This is a genomic window from Shimia sp. CNT1-13L.2, from assembly GCF_024331145.1.
In the GTDB taxonomy this organism is placed as follows: domain Bacteria; phylum Pseudomonadota; class Alphaproteobacteria; order Rhodobacterales; family Rhodobacteraceae; genus Shimia.
Genome location: NZ_JANDJO010000009.1, coordinates 81,893 through 102,869 on the forward strand (window position 1 = coordinate 81,893; position 20,977 = coordinate 102,869).

The following is a 20,977-nucleotide window of genomic DNA, read 5'->3' on the forward strand; positions in this document are numbered from 1 at the left end:
AGACGCGACAAGAGCCGCTGGCGGATTTTGTCCGATGGTCTTCAGAGTCCCGATCCACTTTTTGAGGATGTGGGACGCTAAGTCAGTTGGTTTCGTCCCGCAAGCCTCAGATCGGCATTCTCACACCCAAAACGTCTTCAGCCCGTGTCACCGCCCCGCCTTCCAGATGAAGTTCGACCCCAGAGGCACCTATCCGCGCCTCCCTAACCTTGCTGTGCAGCGCCAAGGTCTCGGCGCCCAACAGGTTGTCACCGGTAAAATCCTCGACCTCGAGGCGGAAAAGACCGGGGTCCGCGGATGCACCCGTCGTCAGGTCCCCGTTCCAAGTAACCGTTTCAGCTTCAAACGGGACAATGGCGCGGTAGACTTCTACACCATCTGCATCCCGAACCACGAGCTCCCGACGATCCGCATAGGGGCTTTCTGACAACTCGGCCGAAATCTCGCCAGACTCGAAATAGACCGGTGCGTGGGAAAGCACGTCCATGCCAACCCATCCCGCAAGTTGCGAAACCCCGGTAGACGCAAGCCGCGCCTCGATGGATGTCAGCAGGTCATTGGTCAAAACCTGCTGTTCCACCGCGGAAAAATTCGCAAGCTGCGCCGCAAAATCCGATGCCTCAACCGGGTTCAACGGATCCTGATTCTGCATCTGGACGGTGAGCATCTTGAGAAATGTTTCATAGTCCGATGAATTTGCCGGCCCGCGCTGCACCGGTTGCGAAATCGACCCTGTGGTTGCTGTCTCCATGACCCTGCCTCACATCCGAATGTCCATACCACCGCCGACCACATACCGAGCCGGGGCAGACACAAGCGGATCCTCATCCGCCATGTCACCTTCGATCTCAGGACCAAGGCCGGCAGACCTGACTTGCGCGTCTCCTTCCGGTGCGCGATCCCCGAAGGCAAAGGAAATGCTGCTGTACCCGATGTCCTGCAAATCCTGCTGCAGCTGCTCAAGGTGACGGCGGATAAGCTCTTCCGTACCCTGGCGCTCGGCCTGAATGACCACGGTCATCTGGCTTTCGCTTCCGGCTAGAACCATGCGCACCCTGCCCAGCTCCTCTGGCCGCAGGGCCAGTTCGACAACGCCATTGCCGCGCGTCTGAATTACTTCCGCAAGCTGCTGCGTAACAAGGCGGCCAGCGGCAGGATCATTTGAGATGGACGCGGCCGCCATTTTGATTGTGCCTGCCTCGGCGCGTGGCTGAAGTGGCGTTTCAAGTATCCCAACAGGGTTTCCTTCGGGCCGGGCAGGTGCATCAGCGACAAAGTCTAAGGCCTTGCTCACAGGCGTCACCGGAGCGGTCTGCCCTCTCTCAATGTTCTGAACCTGTGCCTCTGACGGCGCGCGCGCAGTGGGCAAAAGGGTCTCCTGCGCCCCTTTGGAGGCGGGTTCATCTGGCATTGCTTTCGCTATGCCGGTCGCAGCCTCTTTTGGTGCCGCCGCAGTCAGAGTGCGCCCGGGTGGTACGGTGACTTTGGGTCCAGATGCTGGCCCAGCAGGCTTGGGGCTTTCACCTTCAACACTTGGCGGTTTTGGCGCTTTCGCGGTCAAATCTCTGAACGTTGCGCGCTCGGCCACATATGTTTGGCGGGCACCAACAGGAACAATTTCTCGGGACATCAACGCCCCCTGCGCCCCTGTCATCGGGCTCGCCATGGCAAGCCTCTCACCCTCGGGGAGAGAGGCCCTGTGTGCCGCGCCCCCGACCATTCTACTGTTTCTTTCGACAGCCATCCCAGCATCGGAACCAGAGGGGGCAAAGACCCCCATATCGGAAACCAAAGTGCCCGCTTTCTCCCGCAACACCGTACGTGAAACTCTGACGGGCGCCACCGCAACCTCGTGCTCGCGCGCCCGTGGAACAGGCCCAGCACCATTGGGAGTTTCCTGGTCAGAGAGAACTGGTCTCGAGTCTACCAAGGCACCTTCCAAATCGGTCCGAAGCCCTTCGGCCCTGGCATGGCAAATTTCGCCCTTTGCTGCCCTCTCTTGCTGAGCAACTCCCCGTATTGGCAGGCCCATGTCTCGTGAGACCAAGGCCTGCACATCTCTTGGCACATTGCCTGACGGTCCCGTGTCAGAGGTCTGCGCAGGAGGCCAAGTTTCATCCGGGACAGCCGCCAGTATCCTATTCGAGGGCGCGGCGTCGCGAATCGGGCTCTGATCCGCCCTCACCGCGGACGTCCTCAACATGGGAAAACCGTGGCGGCTTTCCGAATCAGGCGGAATGGGTGTCTTCGCCCCCATCGTTGCATCCGACTCATTTTGCGAAACGGCCAGGAGTGCTGCTGGTGGCTGCCACCCCTCGATACCCTCAGGATGCGTGCTCTTCGGCATCGCTGGCGGGGTTTCGAAAATTCCCTCGGCCTTGGATGCTGCATTGGCCAACGGCCCGTCTGTCACCTGCATCAGGTGGGGCACAGGGTGCGTGATGCCGACGCTCTGCTCTGGAAACCGAGTCATTTCCGCCTCCAGCACAGCGTTTTCCCGACCTTCTGAAGTTTCTGCGTCAGGCGCAGAATTCAGAGCCTCGACCGGCCCGATATCTGCAATAGGCTGATCATTTGTACCGCCCGTCAAACCACCGTTCTCCGCGATCGGACCCGCTTCTTCATCTGGTGCACGAGGGTCCGACGCAGGGCGAACATACAGGGTATCCTCATCCTCGGAAGCTCCTGCAAAGGCGTCCGCATCCAGCTCGTCAGGCGTCGCGTGAATCTCCCAGATCTCGTCAAAAGCCGGTTCTCCGGTGCTACCGGCGTGGCTTGGGAGTGGCACCCCACCCTTCCCGTTTTCAGAAGGGGCGCCCGTCACTTGCGAAAGCAGCAATTGGATCATCTCGGATTCTCCGGTCAAGTCAGTCGCCGCAACACTCACCTCTCAAGGTTACCACTTCTTTACCGCTTACAAGGCAGATTGGATGAAACCGCATCAAATTGGAGGTATCGCCATGAGGGCTGTTGCCGAACCCGCCCTGCCCATCCATCACACCCCGACGGATCCGCGCCTCATGCAGGCTGCACAGGAACTCGAAGCCAGCTTTCTTGCGGAAATGCTGAAACACTCCGGACTTGGGAAACTCCCCGAAAGCATGGGTGGGTCCGAAGGAGAAGAACATTTTCAGTCTCTGTTCTTGCAGGAACAGGCAATGGTCATGGTCCGTGCCGGGGGCATCGGGCTTGCGGAAAACATCTATCAGTCTCTGAAGGAGCGTACGGATGAGCGCCCTTGAAACACATGCCTTGTTTGAAAAGCTCGAAACCCTTCTCGACCAGGAAAAGCAAGCTCTGGCCAATGGCGCGCTGGGAGACATCAAGCTGATTCTCGACCAGAAATCTGGCCTTCTTGAACAGCTGGAGGCGCTTGATGACACCTCCCGCCCCGATCTGGCAGGTCTCTATGAGAAGGTGTCGGTGAACCAGCGGCTTCTCGACAGCGCCCTGCGCGGCGTTCGGCAGGTGGCCGACCGTATGGCCACCTTGCGGCGCGTCAGAACAACCTTGGAAACCTACAATTCCAACGGAGAGAAATCCGATCTCTCCATCTCCACGACCCGCAAACTGGAGAAGCGCGCCTGATTTGTCTCAAATCCGGCTTTTTCTAGATGAGCGGCTTAGCACTCCATTAGCGAATTGAGCGCCATTGTCGCGGGGCATCCCGTGCGGATGGCGCCGTACCCAAACATGGGCCGGCACTTGTCAGAACGACACTCGTCACCGCCGAAAGGCGGGTTTGTTCAACGGGCGCAAAAGCGCCCTTTCCCTGAAAAGGAAGTGCCATGTCCAGCATACTTACCAACACCAGCGCAATGGTTGCGCTGCAGACCCTGAAGGCCGTGAATTCCAGCCTCTCGACAACGCAAACCCAGATTTCAACCGGCAAACGCGTTGGCGACGCCCAGGATAATTCCACGGTTTGGATCACCTTGGCATTGGTGCTGTAGGCGCGCTGGGTCTGGATCATGTCGGTCAACTCGCCCGCGACATCTGTGGCCGATTCCTCGCGGGCATAGGCGACGATGTCACCGGTCGGCCCGTCGCCCGCGTTCCACAGGAAATACGATCCGCTTTCCGGCGACGGCAGATAGGTCTGGTGATCCATCGCCACCATTCCGTTGGGATTGGGCAGGTCCACCAGTGGCACCTGGAAAATCGTCCGCGTGATGCCGGTATCAAAGAAGGCATGCACAAATCCGTTTTCATCAACCTCGACCGAAGTCATGTTGCCCACCGGCGAGCCGTCCTTGGCGATCTGAAGCGGCGCAAAGGAATCCGACAGCTGTGTCAGGCCATCCCTTTCGCCCAACCGTCCAATGTTGATCTCCATCGGCCCGCCTGCGACGGTGGCGATCAGGCTGCCGGTGGCAGGATCATAGGTGCCGCCCGACGTGGTTGTCACCGACATCAGCGTACCGCCGCCGGTGCGGCTGTCTTCGAACACCATCGTGTATTCGCCCACCACAGCCCCTCCCGAGGCGGAATCGGTGATCACCATGGTCCACTCGTTGGATTCACCCGTCGCTGGCACGGTTGGCGTAAAGGTAAAGGCAAGGTTTTGCGACCGGCCCAAGTTATCAAAATACTCGACCGAAAGCTCTTCGCTGGTCCCGGCCGAAGAGGCATCCGTCGAGGTCGCAGGCAGGTTCAGGCCCAGTGTCATCTGCGTCGTCGGATCGCCGGTCAGCTGGTTCACGTTGATCTGCACCGGTTTCAGACCATCGCTTGTGTCACGCGGAAAGGTCGGCACGGTGCCGTCGGGATTGGCAGGCCAGCCCATCAGAACAAGCCCCGATTCCGACGTCAGATACCCCTTGGCATCCGTGCGAAACGAGCCGGTTGTCGTCAGCAGCATCTGCTCGGAGCCATTGCCGACCGCCACTTCTGACGCCAGCGCCACCGGCAGCATGCCACGTCCGCGCACCGCAAGGTCGGTTGGATTGGATGTCGACAGAAGGGCGCCGCGTTGATCGATCAGGCGCTGGTTCGTGACCCGGACACCACCCGCGGAATAGGTGCCGCCATTGCCGGAAATGACCATCGAATGGAAATCGGATTCCATGCGTTTGTAGCCAAAGGTCGACGAGTTCGCGATGTTGTCGGAGATGGCTGCAAGTCTGCTCGCGTTGACCGAAAGTCCCGCGACCCCTGCGTTTAGTGAGGAAGAAATGGTCATGAACACGCCTTTCTGCTGCGTCGATTGGTGTCGACACAACAGTTAGGACAGCCGCACTTAACACCCGGCTAATAGATAAAATCTTCCTCACTTCCCCTGGGGGTCACGCAGCAGGATCACCTCGATCCGGTTGTTGCGCGCCGCGCGCGGATCGCGATCCACCAACTCCCGATCCGCATGCCCCGCCACCCGTGCGATGCGCTCTGCCACGACTCCGCCTTCTTCAATCAAACTACGCACGCGATCGGCCCGCGCCGAGGACAGGGGCCATGACATGTCATGCGCCACGGCCTTGGCCTCGGATGCCACATGGCCCTCGATCGCCATCCGGTTGCGCACCAGATTTGCCGCCTCTGCAATGATGTCCAGAATGATCCTGAGATCGCCGGTTTCCCTGTCGGAACGTGTCTCGAAAAGGGGCCGATCAGGCAGATCGAACACCTCGATCACCAGCCCTTCATCGGTCTGGCGCGTCACCACGTGTTTCAGGGCATTGTCGAGCGCCATGCTCTCGCCACCCTGCCCAAGCAGCAACTCTTCCACCTCTTCAAGCCGGCTGTCCTCTCCCGACTGGGCCGTGCCGTCCGCCTCGATTTCCGACACGATGGCCACCCCACCGGTACCCGACCGCGCAAGCAGCTGCTCTTCGAAAATACTATTGCCGCCGAACATCTCTTCACCACCGCCCGACACCCGATTGACGGCCACCGTCGGATTGAAATAATCCGCAATCCCCTTGCGCTGTTTCTCGGTTGTTGCGTTCAACAGCCACATCAACAGGAAGAACGCCATCATTGCGGTCACGAAATCGGCATAGGCCACTTTCCAGGCACCCCCATGATGCCCGTCGCCCACAACGTTCTTCTTCCGTTTGATGATGACCGGAGCCGCATTGCTTTGCGTACTCATCTCACCACCTGTTACTCACCCGCTAGCAGGCCTAGCACCCGGCGTCTTACCAACTGTTTAACGGTTCAAATGCAACAGAAATTCAGGGATGGTCCGGTGCCATGTCTTCCGACAACCGCGTCAGGAAACTCTGTCGGTCAAGACCCGGGGGAATCGGTGGCAAGACACGCACCGTGATGGTTCCGGGATATTTCAACAGCGTCCCCGAGGGCCAACATCCGCCGGAGTTCAAAAGGATCGGCACCACCGGCACCTGTGCCTTGGCATAAAGCACCCCGATCCCCGATTGTATGCGGCCCTTGTCATGCCGTCGCCGTGTACCGGCGGGAAAGATCAACAGGTTCCGCCCGCCCCTGACCACGGCCACACCCTTGTCCAGCGCTTCGCGCATGCCATCCACCGATCCGCCGCGATCCACCGGAATGTGCCCGACTCCCTGCGCCACCATCCCGACAATCGGATAGCCAAACACCTCTTTCTTGGCGAACATCACCGGGTCAGGCAGCAACTCCTGAAAGAACAGGGTCTCCCACGAGGATTCATGCTGTGACGCAATCAGGAATGGCGCCGCCGGCAGGTTCTCACGCCCCAAAATCTCGTGACGCACACCACAGACGAAGCGCAATAGCCACATCTGTAGGCGCAGGTACCGACATCCCAACCCCACGAGAAAGCGGCGCGGCATCCACAACACGGGAAAGCACAGCAGGAACGGCAGGAAACACAGCACGGAAAGCACGTAAAACCCCGTGCTTCGCAACTGGATACCCAAAGTGGCGGTTTGGCTTGATGACATGCCCCAGAATACCCGTTTCAAATTCGCGTTTCCCACCCCCGGTTCGGCGCAGGCTATCAGGTCACACTATCCATTGCGCGACTCGAGAGAGCAACCTTCGGCCATTCATCGCGCATTTTGCAAACAACTGATGAAATCCCGCCACGCGCTATGGTCTCCCGATGGTGTCTCGCCTAATTTGCCAGCAAGAGAGTTTCGGTTTTGGAGATTGCCCAATGCGCCCGCGCCTGCGCCAGATGCTTGCCTGCGCCACGCTCGGCCTGGCCCTGAGCGCGCCAGCGCCTGCCGCTTTGGCCTTCGAAACCCGCGTTGACGCCCCCGAAGATCTGATCCGACGCATTGAATCCGCCTCGCTTGTCTTTACAGCCAAGGCCGAGGGCATCACGGAACCGCAAGACATTCTGGCGATGGCGAATGCCGATTACCGCCGCATCCTCTCGGTGCTTTACGACCTTGGGTATTTCGGGCCGACAATCGACATTCGCCTCAACGGTCGCGAGGTCGCGTCCTTTCCGCCCTTCCAGCCCCTGAAACAGGTCACCAGCGTGGAGTACCGGGTCGAGCCCGGGCCGAAGTTCGTCTTTGGCACCACCCGCATCGCCCCGCTCGCACCCGCGACGGAACTTCCCGAAGGCTTTGCCACCGGTGAAACCGCCAATACGGCGGCCATCCGAAATGCCGCACAGGCCGGGGTAGACGCATGGCGCGCCGCTGGTCACGCCAAGGCCCGCGTCTCGCAACAGGACATACGCGCCAACCATCGCAACGCAACGCTCTCTGCCGATTTGCGCCTCTCGCCAGGTCAGAAACTCAGCTTTGGCAACCTCACCCTTTCCGGTGAGTCCGCGGTAAGCGAACGCCGCCTGCGCAAGATCATCTCGCTGCCCACCGGCGAAACCTTTGATCCGGACGAGCTTGACCGCATTTCCAAACGTCTGCGGCGCACAGGCATCTTCCGATCGGTCGCCATCACGGAATCAGAGACTGTTTCACCGCAAAATGAAATGGACATCGACGTCGCGCTTCAGGACAACAAGCCCCGGCGCATCGGGTTTGGTGCCGAGTTTGAATCCCGTGATGGCGTCTCTGTCTCTGCCTACTGGCTGCATCGCAACCTTCTGGGTGGCGGCGAACGCCTGCGCATCGAGGGCGAGGCCTCGGGGATCGGTGCCCAGACCGGCGGCACCGACTATCGTTTCGATTCCGAACTGATCCGCCCTGCCACCCTTGGTGCGGATACCGATCTCGCCATCGGGCTGACTGCGGAACGGATCAACGATCCGCTCTACACCCTGGAAAGCGCCTCGGCCCGCATCGGGTTCAACCGCCTCGTGTCGGACAAGCTCACCGTCTATGCCGGTCTGCAACTTGAAACCAACGATGTCACCGATGACTTCGGCAACCGCAGCTTCCAGTTCCTCGGCCTGCCCCTTGTCGCCACTTATGACGGGCGCGACGACGAATTGGACACCACCTCCGGCCTCTACTCCCGCGTGATCCTGATGCCCTATCTGGGCTACAGCGGCACCGAATCCGGCACCTACCTCCTCTCCGACACCCGCGCCTACCGCAGCCTGGGTGAACGGGTGGTGGCCGCCGGGCGCTTTCAGCTGGGTGCCGTCTTTGGTCCCGACCTTGCCAACACCCCGCCCGACCTCCTCTTCCTCTCCGGCGGCGGCGGCACCGTGCGCGGCCAGCCCTTCCAGTCTAACTTCATCACGACCGGCGGCAATGACAGCGGCGGCCTCTCGTTCCTCGGCTTCTCCGGAGAAATGCGCATCCGCACCACCCGCAACATCTCGGCGGTTGCCTTCTACGATGCAGGCTTCATCGGCGAGAGCACTAACTTTACTTCGGGCGGAGAATGGCATTCCGGCGCAGGCGTGGGCATCCGCTATCACACCGGCATTGGCCCGATCCGCGTTGACATCGCCGGCCCCGTCTCCGGAAGCAACTCCGGCGGCGTGCAACTCTACATCGGCATAGGACAGGCCTTCTGATGCGCGCCCTTTTCCTCATCTTCGCCCTTCTGTGGCCCGTCACCGCCCTTTCCCAGGAAGACGACAAGGGTGCCCTGACCCGCATGTTGCAGGACGCCCTGTCCGGCGCAGGCCGCGAGGTCGTGATCGATGGCTTCAAGGGCGCCCTCAGCGCGCAGGCCACGCTGTCCCAGATGACGATCTCCGACGACACCGGTGTCTGGCTCACCCTCAAGGATGCCACGCTTGATTGGAACCGCGCCGCCCTCTTGCGGGGCCGGATCGAGATCAACCGCCTGTCCGCCGCCGAAATCTACCTGCCGCGCCTCCCGGCCTCTGAACCCTCCGCCCCCTCTCCCGAAGCCACGCCGTTCTCGCTGCCCGATCTTCCGGTTTCCGTGAACATCGGCACCCTTCAGATCGACAAGATCACATTGGGCAAGGACGTCCTTGGCCATCCGCTCGAGGCGCGCCTCACGGGATCTGTTGCACTCGCCGACGGCCAAGGCACAACCCGCCTGCAAGTTCTCCGCACGGATGACGTGTCCGGTGAAATCTCGCTGCTTGGAGGCTTTGCCAACGAGACCCGCAATCTCGACATCAACCTGAGGGTCACCGAGGCGCAAGATGGCCTGATTGCCAACCTCGCGAACCTTCCCGGCAAACCTTCCCTCAGCCTGAGCGTCGAGGGCAGCGGCCCGATCCAGACCATCGAAACCAGCATCGCCCTCGCCACTGATGGCCAGCCCCGCCTACAGGGCACCGTGGCAACACAGGTCGACGAAGAGACTGGCATCAGCGCCCTTCACGTCGACATTGGCGGCGATCTTGCCCCGCTTTTCGCGCCCGACTATCGGGCCTTCTTCGGCCAGAACATCTCGCTTACCTCGGTCCTTCGCCAGATCCCAGACGGCAGCACCCGGCTCGATCAGCTGCTCCTGACCTCCCGCGCCCTGAACCTGTCCGGCGACCTGGTTCTGGCGCCCGACCGCCTGCCCCAGCGGTTCGCCCTCGACATCGCGCTGGCCGATCCGACGGCCGAAAGCATCCTCCTCCCGCTGCCCGGCGTCCGCACCTCCCTCGGCAGCGCCAATCTCAAGGCGCGCTTTGATGCGGAACGCGGCAATACCTGGACCCTGTCGGGCGATATCCAAAACCTCGTTCAACCCGATCTGACCATCGGCCAGACCATATTGGCCGGTCAGGGCGTGATTGCCCCGAACACCCCCAAATCCGTCAGCGCCGCGATCTCGGCCAATGCCACAGGCATCACGGCAACCGATCCCGCCAATGACGCCGTCGCCGCGGCCATCGGTGACACCGCCCTCTTCACCCTGCGCGGCCAATGGCGTGAAGGCGGCCCGCTGGAAATCGAACGCCTCGGCGTTGAGACCTCCGACAGCACGCTGCGCGCCAAAGCCACCATCAACGGTCCCGCCACCAACCCGACGATCGACACCTCAATCCTCGCCAATATCTCGGATCTGGCGGGGCTCCGTCCTATTGCCCAACGCGCCCTGTCCGGACAGATCAGCGCAAATGCGAACGGCACCCTCATGCCTCTCGCAGGGAGTTTTGACCTTGTCGCGCAAGTGACTGGGAACAACCTCAAACTCGATCATCCCCAGGCTGACGCGCTTCTCGAAGGCACCTCACGTATCTCGGTCAGCGTAAATCGCGACGAAACCGGTGTCTCGATCCCAGAGCTGAGCGTTCTCTCGGACGCCGTGAGCGCCACCGGAACCGCCCTGCTGCGGACCGGACAAAGCCGCTATGACATCTCGCTTGCACTGGATGAACTGGCCCGCATCGTGCCTGACATCAGCGGCCCGGTTTCGCTAATTTCCGCCGGAACAGAGACTGATCTGGGCTGGGATGCCACCCTCGAAGCCACCGGCCCCGGAGCCACCCGCCTCTCGGCCACCGCAACAACGCGACAGTCGCTCATCAACGCCCGCATCGACGCCGTAACCCAGGCCCTCTCGGACCTGTTCCCTGATTTGAAAGGCAATTCCGCGCTTCAAGCCGAAGTCTCCCAGACAGCTGATGGCTGGCGCTTCCAAACCAACGGTACAGGGCCGGCAGGCACATCCCTTGAAAGCGCCGGCACCCTCTCCGCGGATTTCGCAACAGGCGCACTTGTTGCCAAGGGTGATTTCCCCCTTGCCGCGCTAAACCGCATGTTGAAACCCAACGCCATTCAGGGCACCGCCGCTTTCGACTTAGCGCTTGATGGCGCATTGTCGCCAGAGAACCTGCGCGGCACCATTCGGACCGACAACACACGCCTGTCCCTGCCCGATCTCCAGATGGCCCTGAACAATATACGCTCACAGGTCACGCTCGCGAACGGAACCGCCGACCTCTCTGTCGATGGCGACGTGGCCGCTGGTGGGGCGATCTCTGTGCGCGGCAACACCACGCTTTCCGCTCCCTTCAACGGCAATATCTCGACATCTCTTCAGGCGGTCCGGGTCAAATACGAAGCCCTCGCCGAAACCATACTCAATGGCGAGGTCACCCTGTCAGGGCCACTGACCGGCGGGGCCTTGATCGCCGGAGACATCCTGCTTGATCCCACCGAGATCCGCGTTTCCACCACCAGCGGTTCCGGCAGCGCGGGCACCGCCATCACCCATATCGGCGAGCCCGCCAGCGTGCGCCGCACCCGCGATCGGGCCGGCGTCATTGCCACCACCTCCGGTGGCGCATCCACCCCGTTTGACCTCAACCTCGCCATTTCCGCGCCCAACCGTTTCTTCGTGCGCGGCCTTGGCCTCGACTCCGAATTCGGCGGCGCGCTCACATTGACCGGCACCACGGCCAATCCCATCGCCTCAGGTGAATTCGAACTCCTGCGGGGCCGCCTCAACTTCCTCGCCCGCCGTTTCGACCTGACCGAAGGCCTCGTAACCCTCGCAGGAAGCTTCACACCCGATATTCGCCTTGTGGCGTCCACCGAATCCGCGGATGCGACGTTCGACATCATCCTCGAAGGCAGTGCAGACGCCCCTGAAATCTCGATCACGTCTTCCCCCGAGATGGCCGAGGACGAAGCGCTGGCCCAGCTACTCTTCGGCTCGTCCGCCTCGGAAATTTCCCCGCTTCAGGCCGCCCGCCTCGCCAATGCGGTTGCCAGTATGTCCGGCGGTGGGGGCGGCAACCTGTTCGGCGGCCTGCGCAATTCGGTTGGCATCGACGATCTCGATGTCTCTACCGACGCCAATGGTCAAACCGAGATCACGGCAGGCAAATATATCAACGACAACATCTATTCCGAGATCGGGATCGACGGTGAGGGCAACTCCTCGATCAGCCTCAACCTCGATGTCACCCGCAGCCTGACCGTCAAGGGACAGGTCGGGGCCGACGCCAACACCGGCATCGGACTGTTCTACCAGAAAGACTACTGATACGAAAAAGGGCGCCCGCACGGGACGCCCTTTCCAGTCTCTATTTCAGCGCGATTTAGTCGATGATCGCGTTCAGCGTTGCCGACGGGCGCATCACTTTCGCCTTCAGCTCAACGCTCGGACGGTAGTAACCACCGATGTCCGCGGCCGGGCCCTGAGCGGCTGCCAGCTCGGCCAGGATCGCCTCTTCACCATCGGCCAGCGCCTTGGCAATGCCCGCGAACTCGGCCGCCAGATCGGCGTCGTCACCCTGTGCCGCCAGGGCTTCGGCCCAGTAGCGTGCAAACCAGTAGTGGCTGTCACGGTTGTCCGGCTGGCCAACCTTGCGCGACGGCGACTTGTTGTTGTCGAGAATACCCTGCGTGGCTTCTTCCGCCGCACGGCCCAGAACACCCGCTTTCGCGTTGCCCTTCACGTCCGCCAGGAAGTTCAGCGATTCACCCAGGGCACAGAACTCACCCATCGAGTCCCAGCGCAGGTGGTTTTCTTCCACCAACTGCTGAACGTGCTTGGGCGCCGAGCCACCAGCACCGGTTTCGAACAGACCGCCACCTTTCATCAGCTTCACGATCGACAGCATCTTGGCCGAGGTGCCCAGTTCCAGGATCGGGAACAGGTCGGTCAGGTAGTCACGCAGCACGTTGCCGGTGATGGCGATGCTGTCGTTGCCTGCGGTGATGGTCTTCAGCGACTGTGCGGTTGCTTCGCGCGGTGCCATGATCTGGAACAGGTCGGTCTTGCCAGCCGCTTCCAGCGCCGGCTTCACGTATTCGATCAGCTGGGCATCGTGGGCGCGGTTTGCGTCCAGCCAGAAGATCGCTTCCGAACCGGTCAGACGCTGACGATCCATCGCCAGTTCGATCCAGTTCTCGATCGGAGCCTTTTTCACGGTGCACGAACGCCAGATGTCACCGGCTTCCACGTCGTGGCTGTGCAGGGTCTCGCCATTGGCCAGAACAATGCGGATGGTACCATCTGCGGGGGCTTCAAAGGTGGTCGGGTGCGAACCGTATTCTTCCGCTTTCTGCGCCATCAGGCCGACGTTGGCGACGGCACCGGCGGTGGTCACGTCCAGCGCGCCGTTGGCTTTGAAGAAATTGATGGTCTCGTCATAGACGGTCGCATAGCAGCGGTCAGGAATGACACAGTTGGTGTCGCCCTTGGCGCCGGTCTCGTCCCAGCCCTTGCCGCCTGCGCGGATCACGGCCGGCATCGAGGCGTCGATGATCACGTCCGACGGCACGTGCAGGTTGGTGATGCCCTTGTCGCTGTCGACCATGTACATCGACGGACGCTCGAGCGCCGCGATCTCGGCTTTGATCTCGTCTGCGTTCGACAGGCTGTCGACGGCAGCCAGAACCGCACCAAGGCCCGAGTTCGGCGCGCCACCAGCGGCGGCAATTGCCTCGCCGTGCTTGTCCCAAACCGGGCCAAGCCATGCCTTGACCGCGTGGCCAAAGATGATCGGATCCGACACTTTCATCATGGTCGCTTTCATGTGAAGCGAGAACATGGTGCCGTCATTCTTGGTGTCTTCGATGGCGTCTGCCAGGAACGCGCCAAGCGCCTTGGCCGACATGAAGGTCGCGTCTGCAACGGTGCCTTCTTCCAGCGGCCAGCCGTCTTTCAGAACGGTGACCGAACCGTCTTTGCCGACGAATTCGATCTTCGCGTCGCCTGCCTGACCGGCGGCGATGGTGGCCGAAACTTCGTTGGCATAGAAATCATTGCCCGGCATCGACGACACTTTGGTCTTGCTGTCGGCCACCCATTCGCCCATCGAGTGCGGGTTGTTCTGGGCATAGTTCTTCACCGCGCGGGCGGCACGGCGGTCCGAGTTGCCTTCACGCAGAACCGGGTTCACGGCCGAACCCTTGATGGTGTCGTAACGGGCGCGGATCGCCTTTTCTTCGTCGGTCTGCGGATCTTCCGGATAGGCCGGGATGTCATAGCCCTGCGCCTGGAGTTCCTCGATGGCAGCAACCAGCTGCGGCACCGATGCCGAGATGTTCGGCAGCTTGATGACGTTTGCGTCCGGGGTTTTCACCAGTTCGCCCAGCGCGGCCAGATCGTCCGACTGGCGCTGTGCGTCGATCAGGTTCTCGGGGAAGGTCGCGATGATACGGCCAGACAGCGAAATGTCCGGGGTGCCAACGGTGATTCCGGCGGCGGAAACGAACTTGCGGATGATCGGGAGAAACGAAGCCGATGCCAGCTCGGGCGCTTCGTCTACAATTGTATACAAAATATCGGGTTTCGATGTATCGGCCATTTTATTCCCTACCTTTCAGAGTTTCAGGAAGTTCTGGTGACTTACGTAGCGAGGCTACCAACTCTCTTGCGATGCCGCCGTGCAGCGACAAACTGTATGCCGCCCGTTTAAAACACGACAACGCGAATTTCAATTGACGCTTTGCCCTTCATGGGGAGACACAATGCCACGGTATGCAATGGTATGCAATTCTACTTTTGCACTTTCGGCATGGCCCGCATCCGCCGATTCAGCGTGGCTAGAATCATCCGCAGATCCATGCAGACGCTGCGATGCCGAGCATAGATCAGGTCAAGCCGCGCCTTTGTCGGAATACAGCGCCGCTCATATACGGCTTCGGTTTCCGCTGCCGTTGTGCAGGGCGCAATCAGCGCCTCTTCCCGCTTGTGAAACACGACCGTGGCCAGGCCGGTCACACCGGGGCGATCCTTGAGAACCTCGCCATAAAGGTCGGGAAACCGCTCAACATACCGGCGCAACGGCGGGCGCGGCCCGACATAACCCATGTCACCCTTGAAGATGTTCCAAAGCTGCGGCAGCTCATCCACCCGCGTCCTGCGCATGAAACGGCCAATCGGCGTGATCCGCGCCACCTTGTCACCACCGGCAACACCACTGTCATTATCGTCATGGGTCATGGTGCGGAACTTGTAGAGCATGAACGGCTTGCATCCGCGCGTCATCCGCTCCTGCCGAAAGAACACGGGGCGCCCGTCAAGGATCAGCACCGCAATAGTCACAATGATGATCACCGGCACTAGAAACGGCGCCATCAGGATCACCAGTACAATATCCATCACCCGGCTCATGCGGTTTCTCCTCCAAGGGCGCGCCACTCTGCAATCATCTCATCCGCACCTACAGGCTCTGAATTCCCAAGAACAGTGTCGAGTTTTACCGTCTCCAACACAACAACAGGCACCGCCCCGTCCGGCGCATCGCGCCACTGCATCGCCTTGCCCGCCGCCTGCACAAGGGCTTCCATCGCAACCGGCGTCGGGTTCGCCACGTTGACCACATCAGGCAGGAAATCAGTCTCCAACAAGGCCAGAACAGTCTCTGAAAACCGGCTCACCGAAAGGTAACTGCGCCGTGGTCCCTGCCCATCCGCAAACCGGTCAAGCGTCAGGACACCGGGCCGTTCGATCGCCCCGAACAGGCTCTCGGCCCCCACGACATTCGCCATCCGCATCAGGCAGGTCTCGATCCCGTCAACCGGATTGGCCTGCACCCACCGCTCCATCGCCAGCTTGGCCTTGCCGTAGTCCGTCACCGGTATGGTCTCGCCCCCTTCCGACAGCGACACCCCCGGACCATAGACCGCCGACGACGAACACTGCAGCACCCGGTTCGCACCGCACTGCTGTGCAAGTGTCATGGCCTCTTGTGCCAGCGTCACGTTCATCGAAAGATCAGCACCGCCCGGCGTCACGCCCCAAAGCGCCAGCACGGCATCGGCGCGAACCGGCGCCTGCAACGGCCACGAACCGTCCGCCCGCGACAGCCACACAACCCGCCAGCCCTTGGGCGCCGACATCTCCCAATACCGGCGCAGCAGGCGGCCAAGTTTTCCGCCCGCCCCGGTCACCAGCAATATCCGCTCGGCAGATGCCACACGACCCTCCCGGCCCCTGGCCTCAGTCGTCAAAATACTCCCCGCGCCCAATCGAGGCATAGGCGGTAAAGCCGGCCCGCTTGGCATCACGCGGCGAATAGATGTTCCGCAGGTCCGCCATATGCGGCAGGTTCATCTTCTTCGCCATCCGCTTGAGATCCAGCGCGCGGAACTCGTTCCATTCCGTCAGCAGCACAACCAGATCGGCATTGTTCGCCGCCTTATAGGCATCCTCGACCCAATGCACGCCGGGCAACAGGGCCTCGCCTTCGTGCTGCCCCTGCGGATCACAGACCCGCACCTTGGCACCGCCACCCACAAGCGCAGGCACGATGGTCAGGGCGGGGGCGTCCCGCATGTCATCGGTGTTCGGCTTGAAGGTCACACCCAGCACCGCGATGATCTTGCCGTTCACGCTGCCACCACACAGGTCCAGCACCTTGTCGATCATCCGGCGCTTGATCTCTTCGTTCACCTTGATGACGGTTTCGGTGATCTGCATCGGCACCGCATGTTCCTGCCCGATCCGGGCAAGCGCCTTGGTATCCTTCGGGAAACACGACCCGCCATAGCCGGGCCCCGCATGCAGGAACTTGTTCCCGATCCGGTTATCAAGCCCAATGCCCCGCGACACTTCCTTGATATCGCCGCCAACGCGCTCACACAGCGCGGCAATCTCGTTGATGAAAGTGATCTTGGTGGCGAGGAACGCATTCGCCGCGTATTTGATCATCTCCGCGCTTTCGAGGTCAGTGGTGACAATCGGATATTCCCGCAGGTACAGCGGGCGATAGATCTCGTTCATAACCTCGGCGGCACGATCATTCTGAACCCCCACCACAACACGGTCGGGCTTCATGAAATCCTCGATCGCCGCGCCTTCACGCAGGAACTCGGGGTTCGATGCCACGTCGAATTCCAGCTGCGGGTTGGCCTTCTTGACCGTCTGCTTCACCTGACGGTTCGTCCCAACAGGCACGGTCGATTTGGTGACAATGACGATATAGTCCTTCGCGGTACGCGCAATTTCCTCTGCGGCGGCCATCACATAGGAAAGGTCGGCATGGCCATCCCCGCGACGGGTCGGAGTGCCAACGGCAATGAACACCGCCTCGGCCCCATCCAGCGCCTCTTCCAGATCAAGGGTAAAGCTCAACCGCCCGGCCTCGACGTTCTTGGCCATCAGGACATCCAGCCCCGGCTCGTAGATCGGAACCTCGCCAGCCTTCAGCTTTTCGATCTTGGTCAGATCCTTGTCGACACAAACAACCTCGTGGCCGAAATCCGAGAAACAAACTCCCGAGACCAGCCCGACATAACCTGTCCCGATCATCGCAATCTTCATCTGAACTGCTCCCGCTCAGCTATTTGTTTTCTTCGTCATGACCTGTGCAACGCGCCCTGTCAACGCGCAGGCCCCAAGGTGGCCCCTAACCGTCCAGAAGACGCAGCAAATAGGCACCATAGTCGTTTTTTCCAAAGGTTTCGGCACGTGCGCGCAGCTCATCCTCCGAAATCCACCCCTTGCCAAAGGCAATCTCTTCGGGACTGCCCACCTGTTGCCCCTGCCGTTCGCTCAGCGTCCGAACAAAGTTCCCCGCATCCAGAAGGCTCGCATGTGTCCCGGTATCCAGCCAGGCATACCCGCGCCCCATCTGCTGAACGCTCAATTGCCCGTCCGCCAGATACATCTCGAGAAGCGTCGTGATCTCCAGCTCACCGCGTGGCGATGGCTTCACCTGTTTCGCACGTTCCGGCGCGGTGCCATCCAGAAAGTACAACCCTGTCACGGCAAAGGGCGAAGGCGGCACCTCGGGCTTTTCAATGATCTGCTGCACTTTGCCATCCGCGTCAAAACCCACAACGCCATAACGCTCCGGATCGGCCACGCGATAGCCAAACACGGTACCACCCGCGCTGTCATCCGCCGCCTGCAATCGCTCCGGCAGGCCATGACCAAAAAAGATATTGTCGCCCAGAACCATCGCCGAAGGCGCGCCGTCCAGAAACTCTTCGGCAAGGATATAGGCCTGCGCCAGCCCATCCGGCGAAGGCTGCACGATATACGTCAGATCAAGCCCCCACTGGCTGCCATCGCCAAGGGTGCGTTTGAACTGCTCCTGATCCTGCGGCGTGGTGATCACCGCGATTTCGCGGATATTGGCCAGCATCAGCACCGACAGCGGGTAATAGATCATCGGCTTGTCGTAGATCGGCAGCAACTGTTTCGAGATGCCAATCGTGATCGGATACAGCCGAGTCCCCGATCCCCCCGCGAGAATGATCCCTTTGCGTTTCGTCATGTCTTAACCCAATGCCCGGAGAACCCGGTCCAGTCCGGCCCGCCAATCCGGGGCCTCGATTCCAAAATCCCGCTGCAACGCCCCGCAATCCAACCGAGAGTTCAACGGGCGCTGTGCTGGGGTAGGATAGTCGCTTGTCGGAATATCCGAAACCGTCACCTGCCGCCCAGCGCGTTCGAAAATCTCGCGGGCAAAACCGGCCCAACTGACCGGCGGCTGCCCGCCAAAGTGATAGGTGCCACCTGCCTGACCGTCAGCCATCTGCCGGGCCATGCCAAGCAGGGCTGTTGCAATGGTATCCGCAGGCGTCGGCCCGCCCACCTGATCCGACACCACGCCAAGCGCATCGCGCGTCTCGGAAAGGCGCAGCATGGTTTTCACGAAGTTCGCACCATGCGCCGAAAACACCCAACTGGTCCGCAGGATCGCATGATGCCCACCGGCGGCACGCACCGCCTCTTCTCCCGCCAGCTTGCTGCGCCCATAGGCATTCAGCGGCGCAACGGGATCACCCTCGCACCACGGCGCGTCACCGGAACCGTCAAACACATAGTCGGTGGAGACATGCAGAAACGGAATGCCCCTGTCTGCCGCCGCCCGCGCCATTGCGCCGGGCGCATCGCCATTGATCACCGTGGCAAGCGTCTCTTCCTCTTCGGCCTTGTCGACCGCCGTATAGGCCGCGGCATTGATCACCGCATCCACGTCCATGTCCGAAATGATCGCGGCACAGGCCGCCGGATTGGACAGATCCGCCTCGGAGCGCGGCAAGCTCAGGATCGAAACCCCTTCGCCCTTGGCCGCCAACTCGTGCGCCACCTGCCCCGACTGTCCAAAAACCAAAACCTTCATCTGTGCGATGTCGCACCTCCGCAATACCGACGTGATACAGACTGGCCGTTTCACGCCTTTCCAAGCCTTACGCCAACGCCTTCCCGATCTTGCAAAGCACGCCACCAGACCTCGTTCTCGAGGTACCATTCCACCGTCTTGCGTAGCCCTTGTTCAAGGGTCACCGAAGGCCGCCAATTAAGTTCGCCACGCATTCTGCTGGGGTCGATCGCGTATCTCATATCATGGCCCGGACGGTCCTGAACAAAGGAAATCAGGCTGGAATACGGTCTCTCCTGGGGTCTCAACTCATCCAGAATTGCACAAATCATCCGAACGAGATCAATATTCCGCGCCTCGTTCTCGCCCCCGATATTATAGCTACGCCCCACCTCGCCCCTTTGCAGAACAGTCAAAAGCGCATCGGCATGATCTTCGACAAACAGCCAGTCCCGCACGTTCTCGCCCTTGCCATAAACCGGGATCTCCTTGCCTGCCAAAGCATTCAGGATAACCACGGGGATCAGTTTTTCAGGAAAGTGGAAAGGCCCGTAATTGTTGGAACAATTGGTGATCACCACCGGCAGCCCATAGGTCTCGCCCCAGGCTCTCACAAGGTGATCACTGGCCGCCTTGGACGCCGAATAAGGCGAGTTCGGCGCATAGGGCGTGTCCTCGGTAAACTGCCCCTCTGCCCCCAACGATCCATAGACCTCATCGGTCGAGATGTGGTGAAACCGGAACCCTTCCGGTCGCCCTTGCCGCTCCCAATGTGCGCGTGCCGCCTGAAGCAGGTTGAAGGTGCCGTTCACATTGGTCTCGATGAACAACCCCGGCCCGTCAATTGACCGGTCAACATGGCTCTCGGCCGCAAGATGCATCACGGCATCCGGCGCATGGCGCTCGAAAACGGCCTCAACCGCAGCGGCATCGCGAATGTCGCAATGCTCGAACGCATAGGTCTCTTGATCCGCAACCGATGCCACGTTCTCAAGGCACGCCGCATAGGTCAGCGCATCAAGGTTCACCACCTCATGCCCCTGCGCCACCGCCTGCCGCACCACCGCCGAGCCGATAAACCCGGCCCCTCCCGTCACCAAGAGCTTCATGCGTAACCCTCCCAAACAAAAGGCAAATCCGCGTCAGCCAGCAACGGCGCGCCAGCGTCTTTCTCGCTCAGAACCGCGGCCTCGCGATCTACCCCCCAGTCCACACCAATCGCGGGATCATCAAACCTGATCGCCCGATCACACTCTGGCGCGTAATAGTCCGAACACTTGTAGACAATCTCGGTATCATCGCTCAGCGTTACGAATCCATGCGCGAACCCCTCTGGCACCAAAAGCTGCCGACCGTTCTCCGCCGTCAACTCTTCCGCGACCCACTGGCCAAAGGTCGGTGATCCCTTGCGAATGTCCACCGCCACATCAAGCAACGCGCCACGCCCACACCGCACCAGCTTGGCCTGCGCATGCGGAGGAGTCTGATAATGCAGCCCCCGCACAGTCCCTTTTCGGGCCGAGACCGAATGATTGTCCTGAACAAAGTCTATCGAAAGCCCATGCGTTTCCATCGTTCGACGGTTCCAGCTCTCTGAAAAGAACCCGCGCGCATCTCCGTGCCGCGCCGGGACAATGACAACCACACCTTCAAGCTTGGTGGAAACGACTTGCATAA

The 20,977-nt window shown here is 60.8% G+C and carries 16 protein-coding genes and 2 pseudogenes; 5 read left to right on the top strand and 13 right to left on the bottom strand.

The features are described 5' to 3' along the window. Positions 1-106: 106 nt before the first annotated feature. Both NNA36_RS16510 and NNA36_RS16515 read right to left on the bottom strand, forming a co-directional pair. Positions 107-751 (bottom strand): flagellar hook capping FlgD N-terminal domain-containing protein, encoded by a 645-nt coding sequence (locus tag NNA36_RS16510; RefSeq protein ID WP_255109023.1) that lies wholly within the window; start codon positions 749-751, stop codon positions 107-109. Between the two features lie 9 nt (positions 752-760). After that, the gene (locus NNA36_RS16515; RefSeq protein WP_255109025.1) at positions 761-1,183 is read right to left on the bottom strand and encodes a flagellar hook-length control protein FliK; all 423 of its coding nucleotides are present in this window, start codon (positions 1,181-1,183) and stop codon (positions 761-763) included. A 1,777-nt stretch (positions 1,184-2,960) separates the two neighbouring features. Between NNA36_RS16515 and NNA36_RS16520 the strand changes: the two genes are divergently transcribed. The 3 genes and pseudogenes from NNA36_RS16520 to NNA36_RS16530 all read left to right on the top strand — a co-directional run. Next, a complete protein-coding gene (locus tag NNA36_RS16520; protein ID WP_255109027.1) occupies positions 2,961-3,242 on the top strand; it encodes a rod-binding protein in 282 nt (93 codons plus the stop codon). Then, the gene (locus NNA36_RS16525; RefSeq protein ID WP_255109028.1) at positions 3,229-3,588 is read left to right on the top strand and encodes a flagellar biosynthesis protein FlgN; all 360 of its coding nucleotides are present in this window, start codon (positions 3,229-3,231) and stop codon (positions 3,586-3,588) included. The genes NNA36_RS16520 and NNA36_RS16525 overlap by 14 nt, the downstream gene beginning before the upstream one ends. 200 nt (positions 3,589-3,788) lie before the next feature. After that, positions 3,789-3,929, top strand: a pseudogene (locus NNA36_RS16530) (flagellin); the annotation flags it as partial. Here the strand turns inward: NNA36_RS16530 and NNA36_RS16535 are convergent. The 3 genes and pseudogenes from NNA36_RS16535 to NNA36_RS16545 form a co-directional block, all read right to left on the bottom strand. Further along, positions 3,917-5,182 (bottom strand): annotated as a pseudogene (locus NNA36_RS16535) (flagellar hook protein FlgE); the annotation flags it as partial. The pseudogenes NNA36_RS16530 and NNA36_RS16535 sit on opposite strands and share 13 nt — an antisense overlap. 87 nt (positions 5,183-5,269) lie before the next feature. After that, entirely contained in the window at positions 5,270-6,091 is an 822-nt protein-coding gene (locus NNA36_RS16540; RefSeq protein ID WP_255109030.1) for a flagellar motor protein MotB, read from the bottom strand. Between the two features lie 82 nt (positions 6,092-6,173). Then, complete coding sequence (locus NNA36_RS16545) at positions 6,174-6,908, bottom strand: 1-acyl-sn-glycerol-3-phosphate acyltransferase (protein ID WP_255109032.1); 735 nt, start codon at positions 6,906-6,908, stop codon at positions 6,174-6,176. Between the two features lie 194 nt (positions 6,909-7,102). Here NNA36_RS16545 and NNA36_RS16550 point away from each other — a divergent pair, with 194 nt between their 5' ends. Further along, positions 7,103-8,887 (top strand): autotransporter assembly complex family protein, encoded by a 1,785-nt coding sequence (locus tag NNA36_RS16550; RefSeq protein WP_255109034.1) that lies wholly within the window; start codon positions 7,103-7,105, stop codon positions 8,885-8,887. Beyond that, complete coding sequence (locus NNA36_RS16555; protein WP_255109036.1) at positions 8,887-12,279, top strand: translocation/assembly module TamB domain-containing protein; 3,393 nt, start codon at positions 8,887-8,889, stop codon at positions 12,277-12,279. Before NNA36_RS16550 ends, NNA36_RS16555 begins: the two co-directional genes overlap by 1 nt. Positions 12,280-12,334: 55 nt before the next feature. Here the strand turns inward: NNA36_RS16555 and NNA36_RS16560 are convergent, their stop codons facing one another. The 8 genes from NNA36_RS16560 to rfbC all read right to left on the bottom strand — a co-directional run bounded on the left by NNA36_RS16560 (position 12,335) and on the right by rfbC (position 20,975). Beyond that, positions 12,335-14,551, bottom strand: coding sequence for an NADP-dependent isocitrate dehydrogenase (locus NNA36_RS16560; protein ID WP_255109038.1), 2,217 nt, complete (start codon positions 14,549-14,551; stop codon positions 12,335-12,337). Positions 14,552-14,742: 191 nt separating this feature from the next. Then, positions 14,743-15,360: a sugar transferase gene (locus NNA36_RS16565; RefSeq protein WP_255109039.1), complete on the bottom strand. Its 618-nt coding sequence runs from the start codon at positions 15,358-15,360 to the stop codon at positions 14,743-14,745. Further along, positions 15,357-16,166, bottom strand: coding sequence for an SDR family oxidoreductase (locus tag NNA36_RS16570; RefSeq protein WP_255109048.1), 810 nt, complete (start codon positions 16,164-16,166; stop codon positions 15,357-15,359). Before NNA36_RS16570 ends, NNA36_RS16565 begins: the two co-directional genes overlap by 4 nt. Positions 16,167-16,188: 22 nt before the next feature. Next, the gene (locus NNA36_RS16575; RefSeq protein WP_255109050.1) at positions 16,189-17,511 is read right to left on the bottom strand and encodes a UDP-glucose/GDP-mannose dehydrogenase family protein; all 1,323 of its coding nucleotides are present in this window, start codon (positions 17,509-17,511) and stop codon (positions 16,189-16,191) included. 85 nt (positions 17,512-17,596) lie between these two features. Next, on the bottom strand, positions 17,597-18,469 hold the full coding sequence (gene rfbA, locus NNA36_RS16580; protein ID WP_255109052.1) for a glucose-1-phosphate thymidylyltransferase RfbA: 873 nt from the start codon (positions 18,467-18,469) through the stop codon (positions 17,597-17,599). Positions 18,470-18,472: 3 nt separating this feature from the next. Continuing rightward, positions 18,473-19,321 (bottom strand): dTDP-4-dehydrorhamnose reductase, encoded by an 849-nt coding sequence (gene rfbD, locus NNA36_RS16585; RefSeq protein WP_255109054.1) that lies wholly within the window; start codon positions 19,319-19,321, stop codon positions 18,473-18,475. A gap of 50 nt (positions 19,322-19,371) precedes the next feature. Then, positions 19,372-20,409 carry a dTDP-glucose 4,6-dehydratase gene (rfbB, locus tag NNA36_RS16590; protein ID WP_255109056.1) on the bottom strand — a complete coding sequence of 346 codons (1,038 nt, stop codon included), beginning with the start codon at positions 20,407-20,409 and terminating at the stop codon, positions 19,372-19,374. Further along, positions 20,406-20,975, bottom strand: a complete 570-nt coding sequence (gene rfbC / locus NNA36_RS16595; protein ID WP_255109058.1) for a dTDP-4-dehydrorhamnose 3,5-epimerase — start codon at positions 20,973-20,975, stop codon at positions 20,406-20,408. Before rfbC ends, rfbB begins: the two co-directional genes overlap by 4 nt. Positions 20,976-20,977 lie beyond the last annotated feature (2 nt).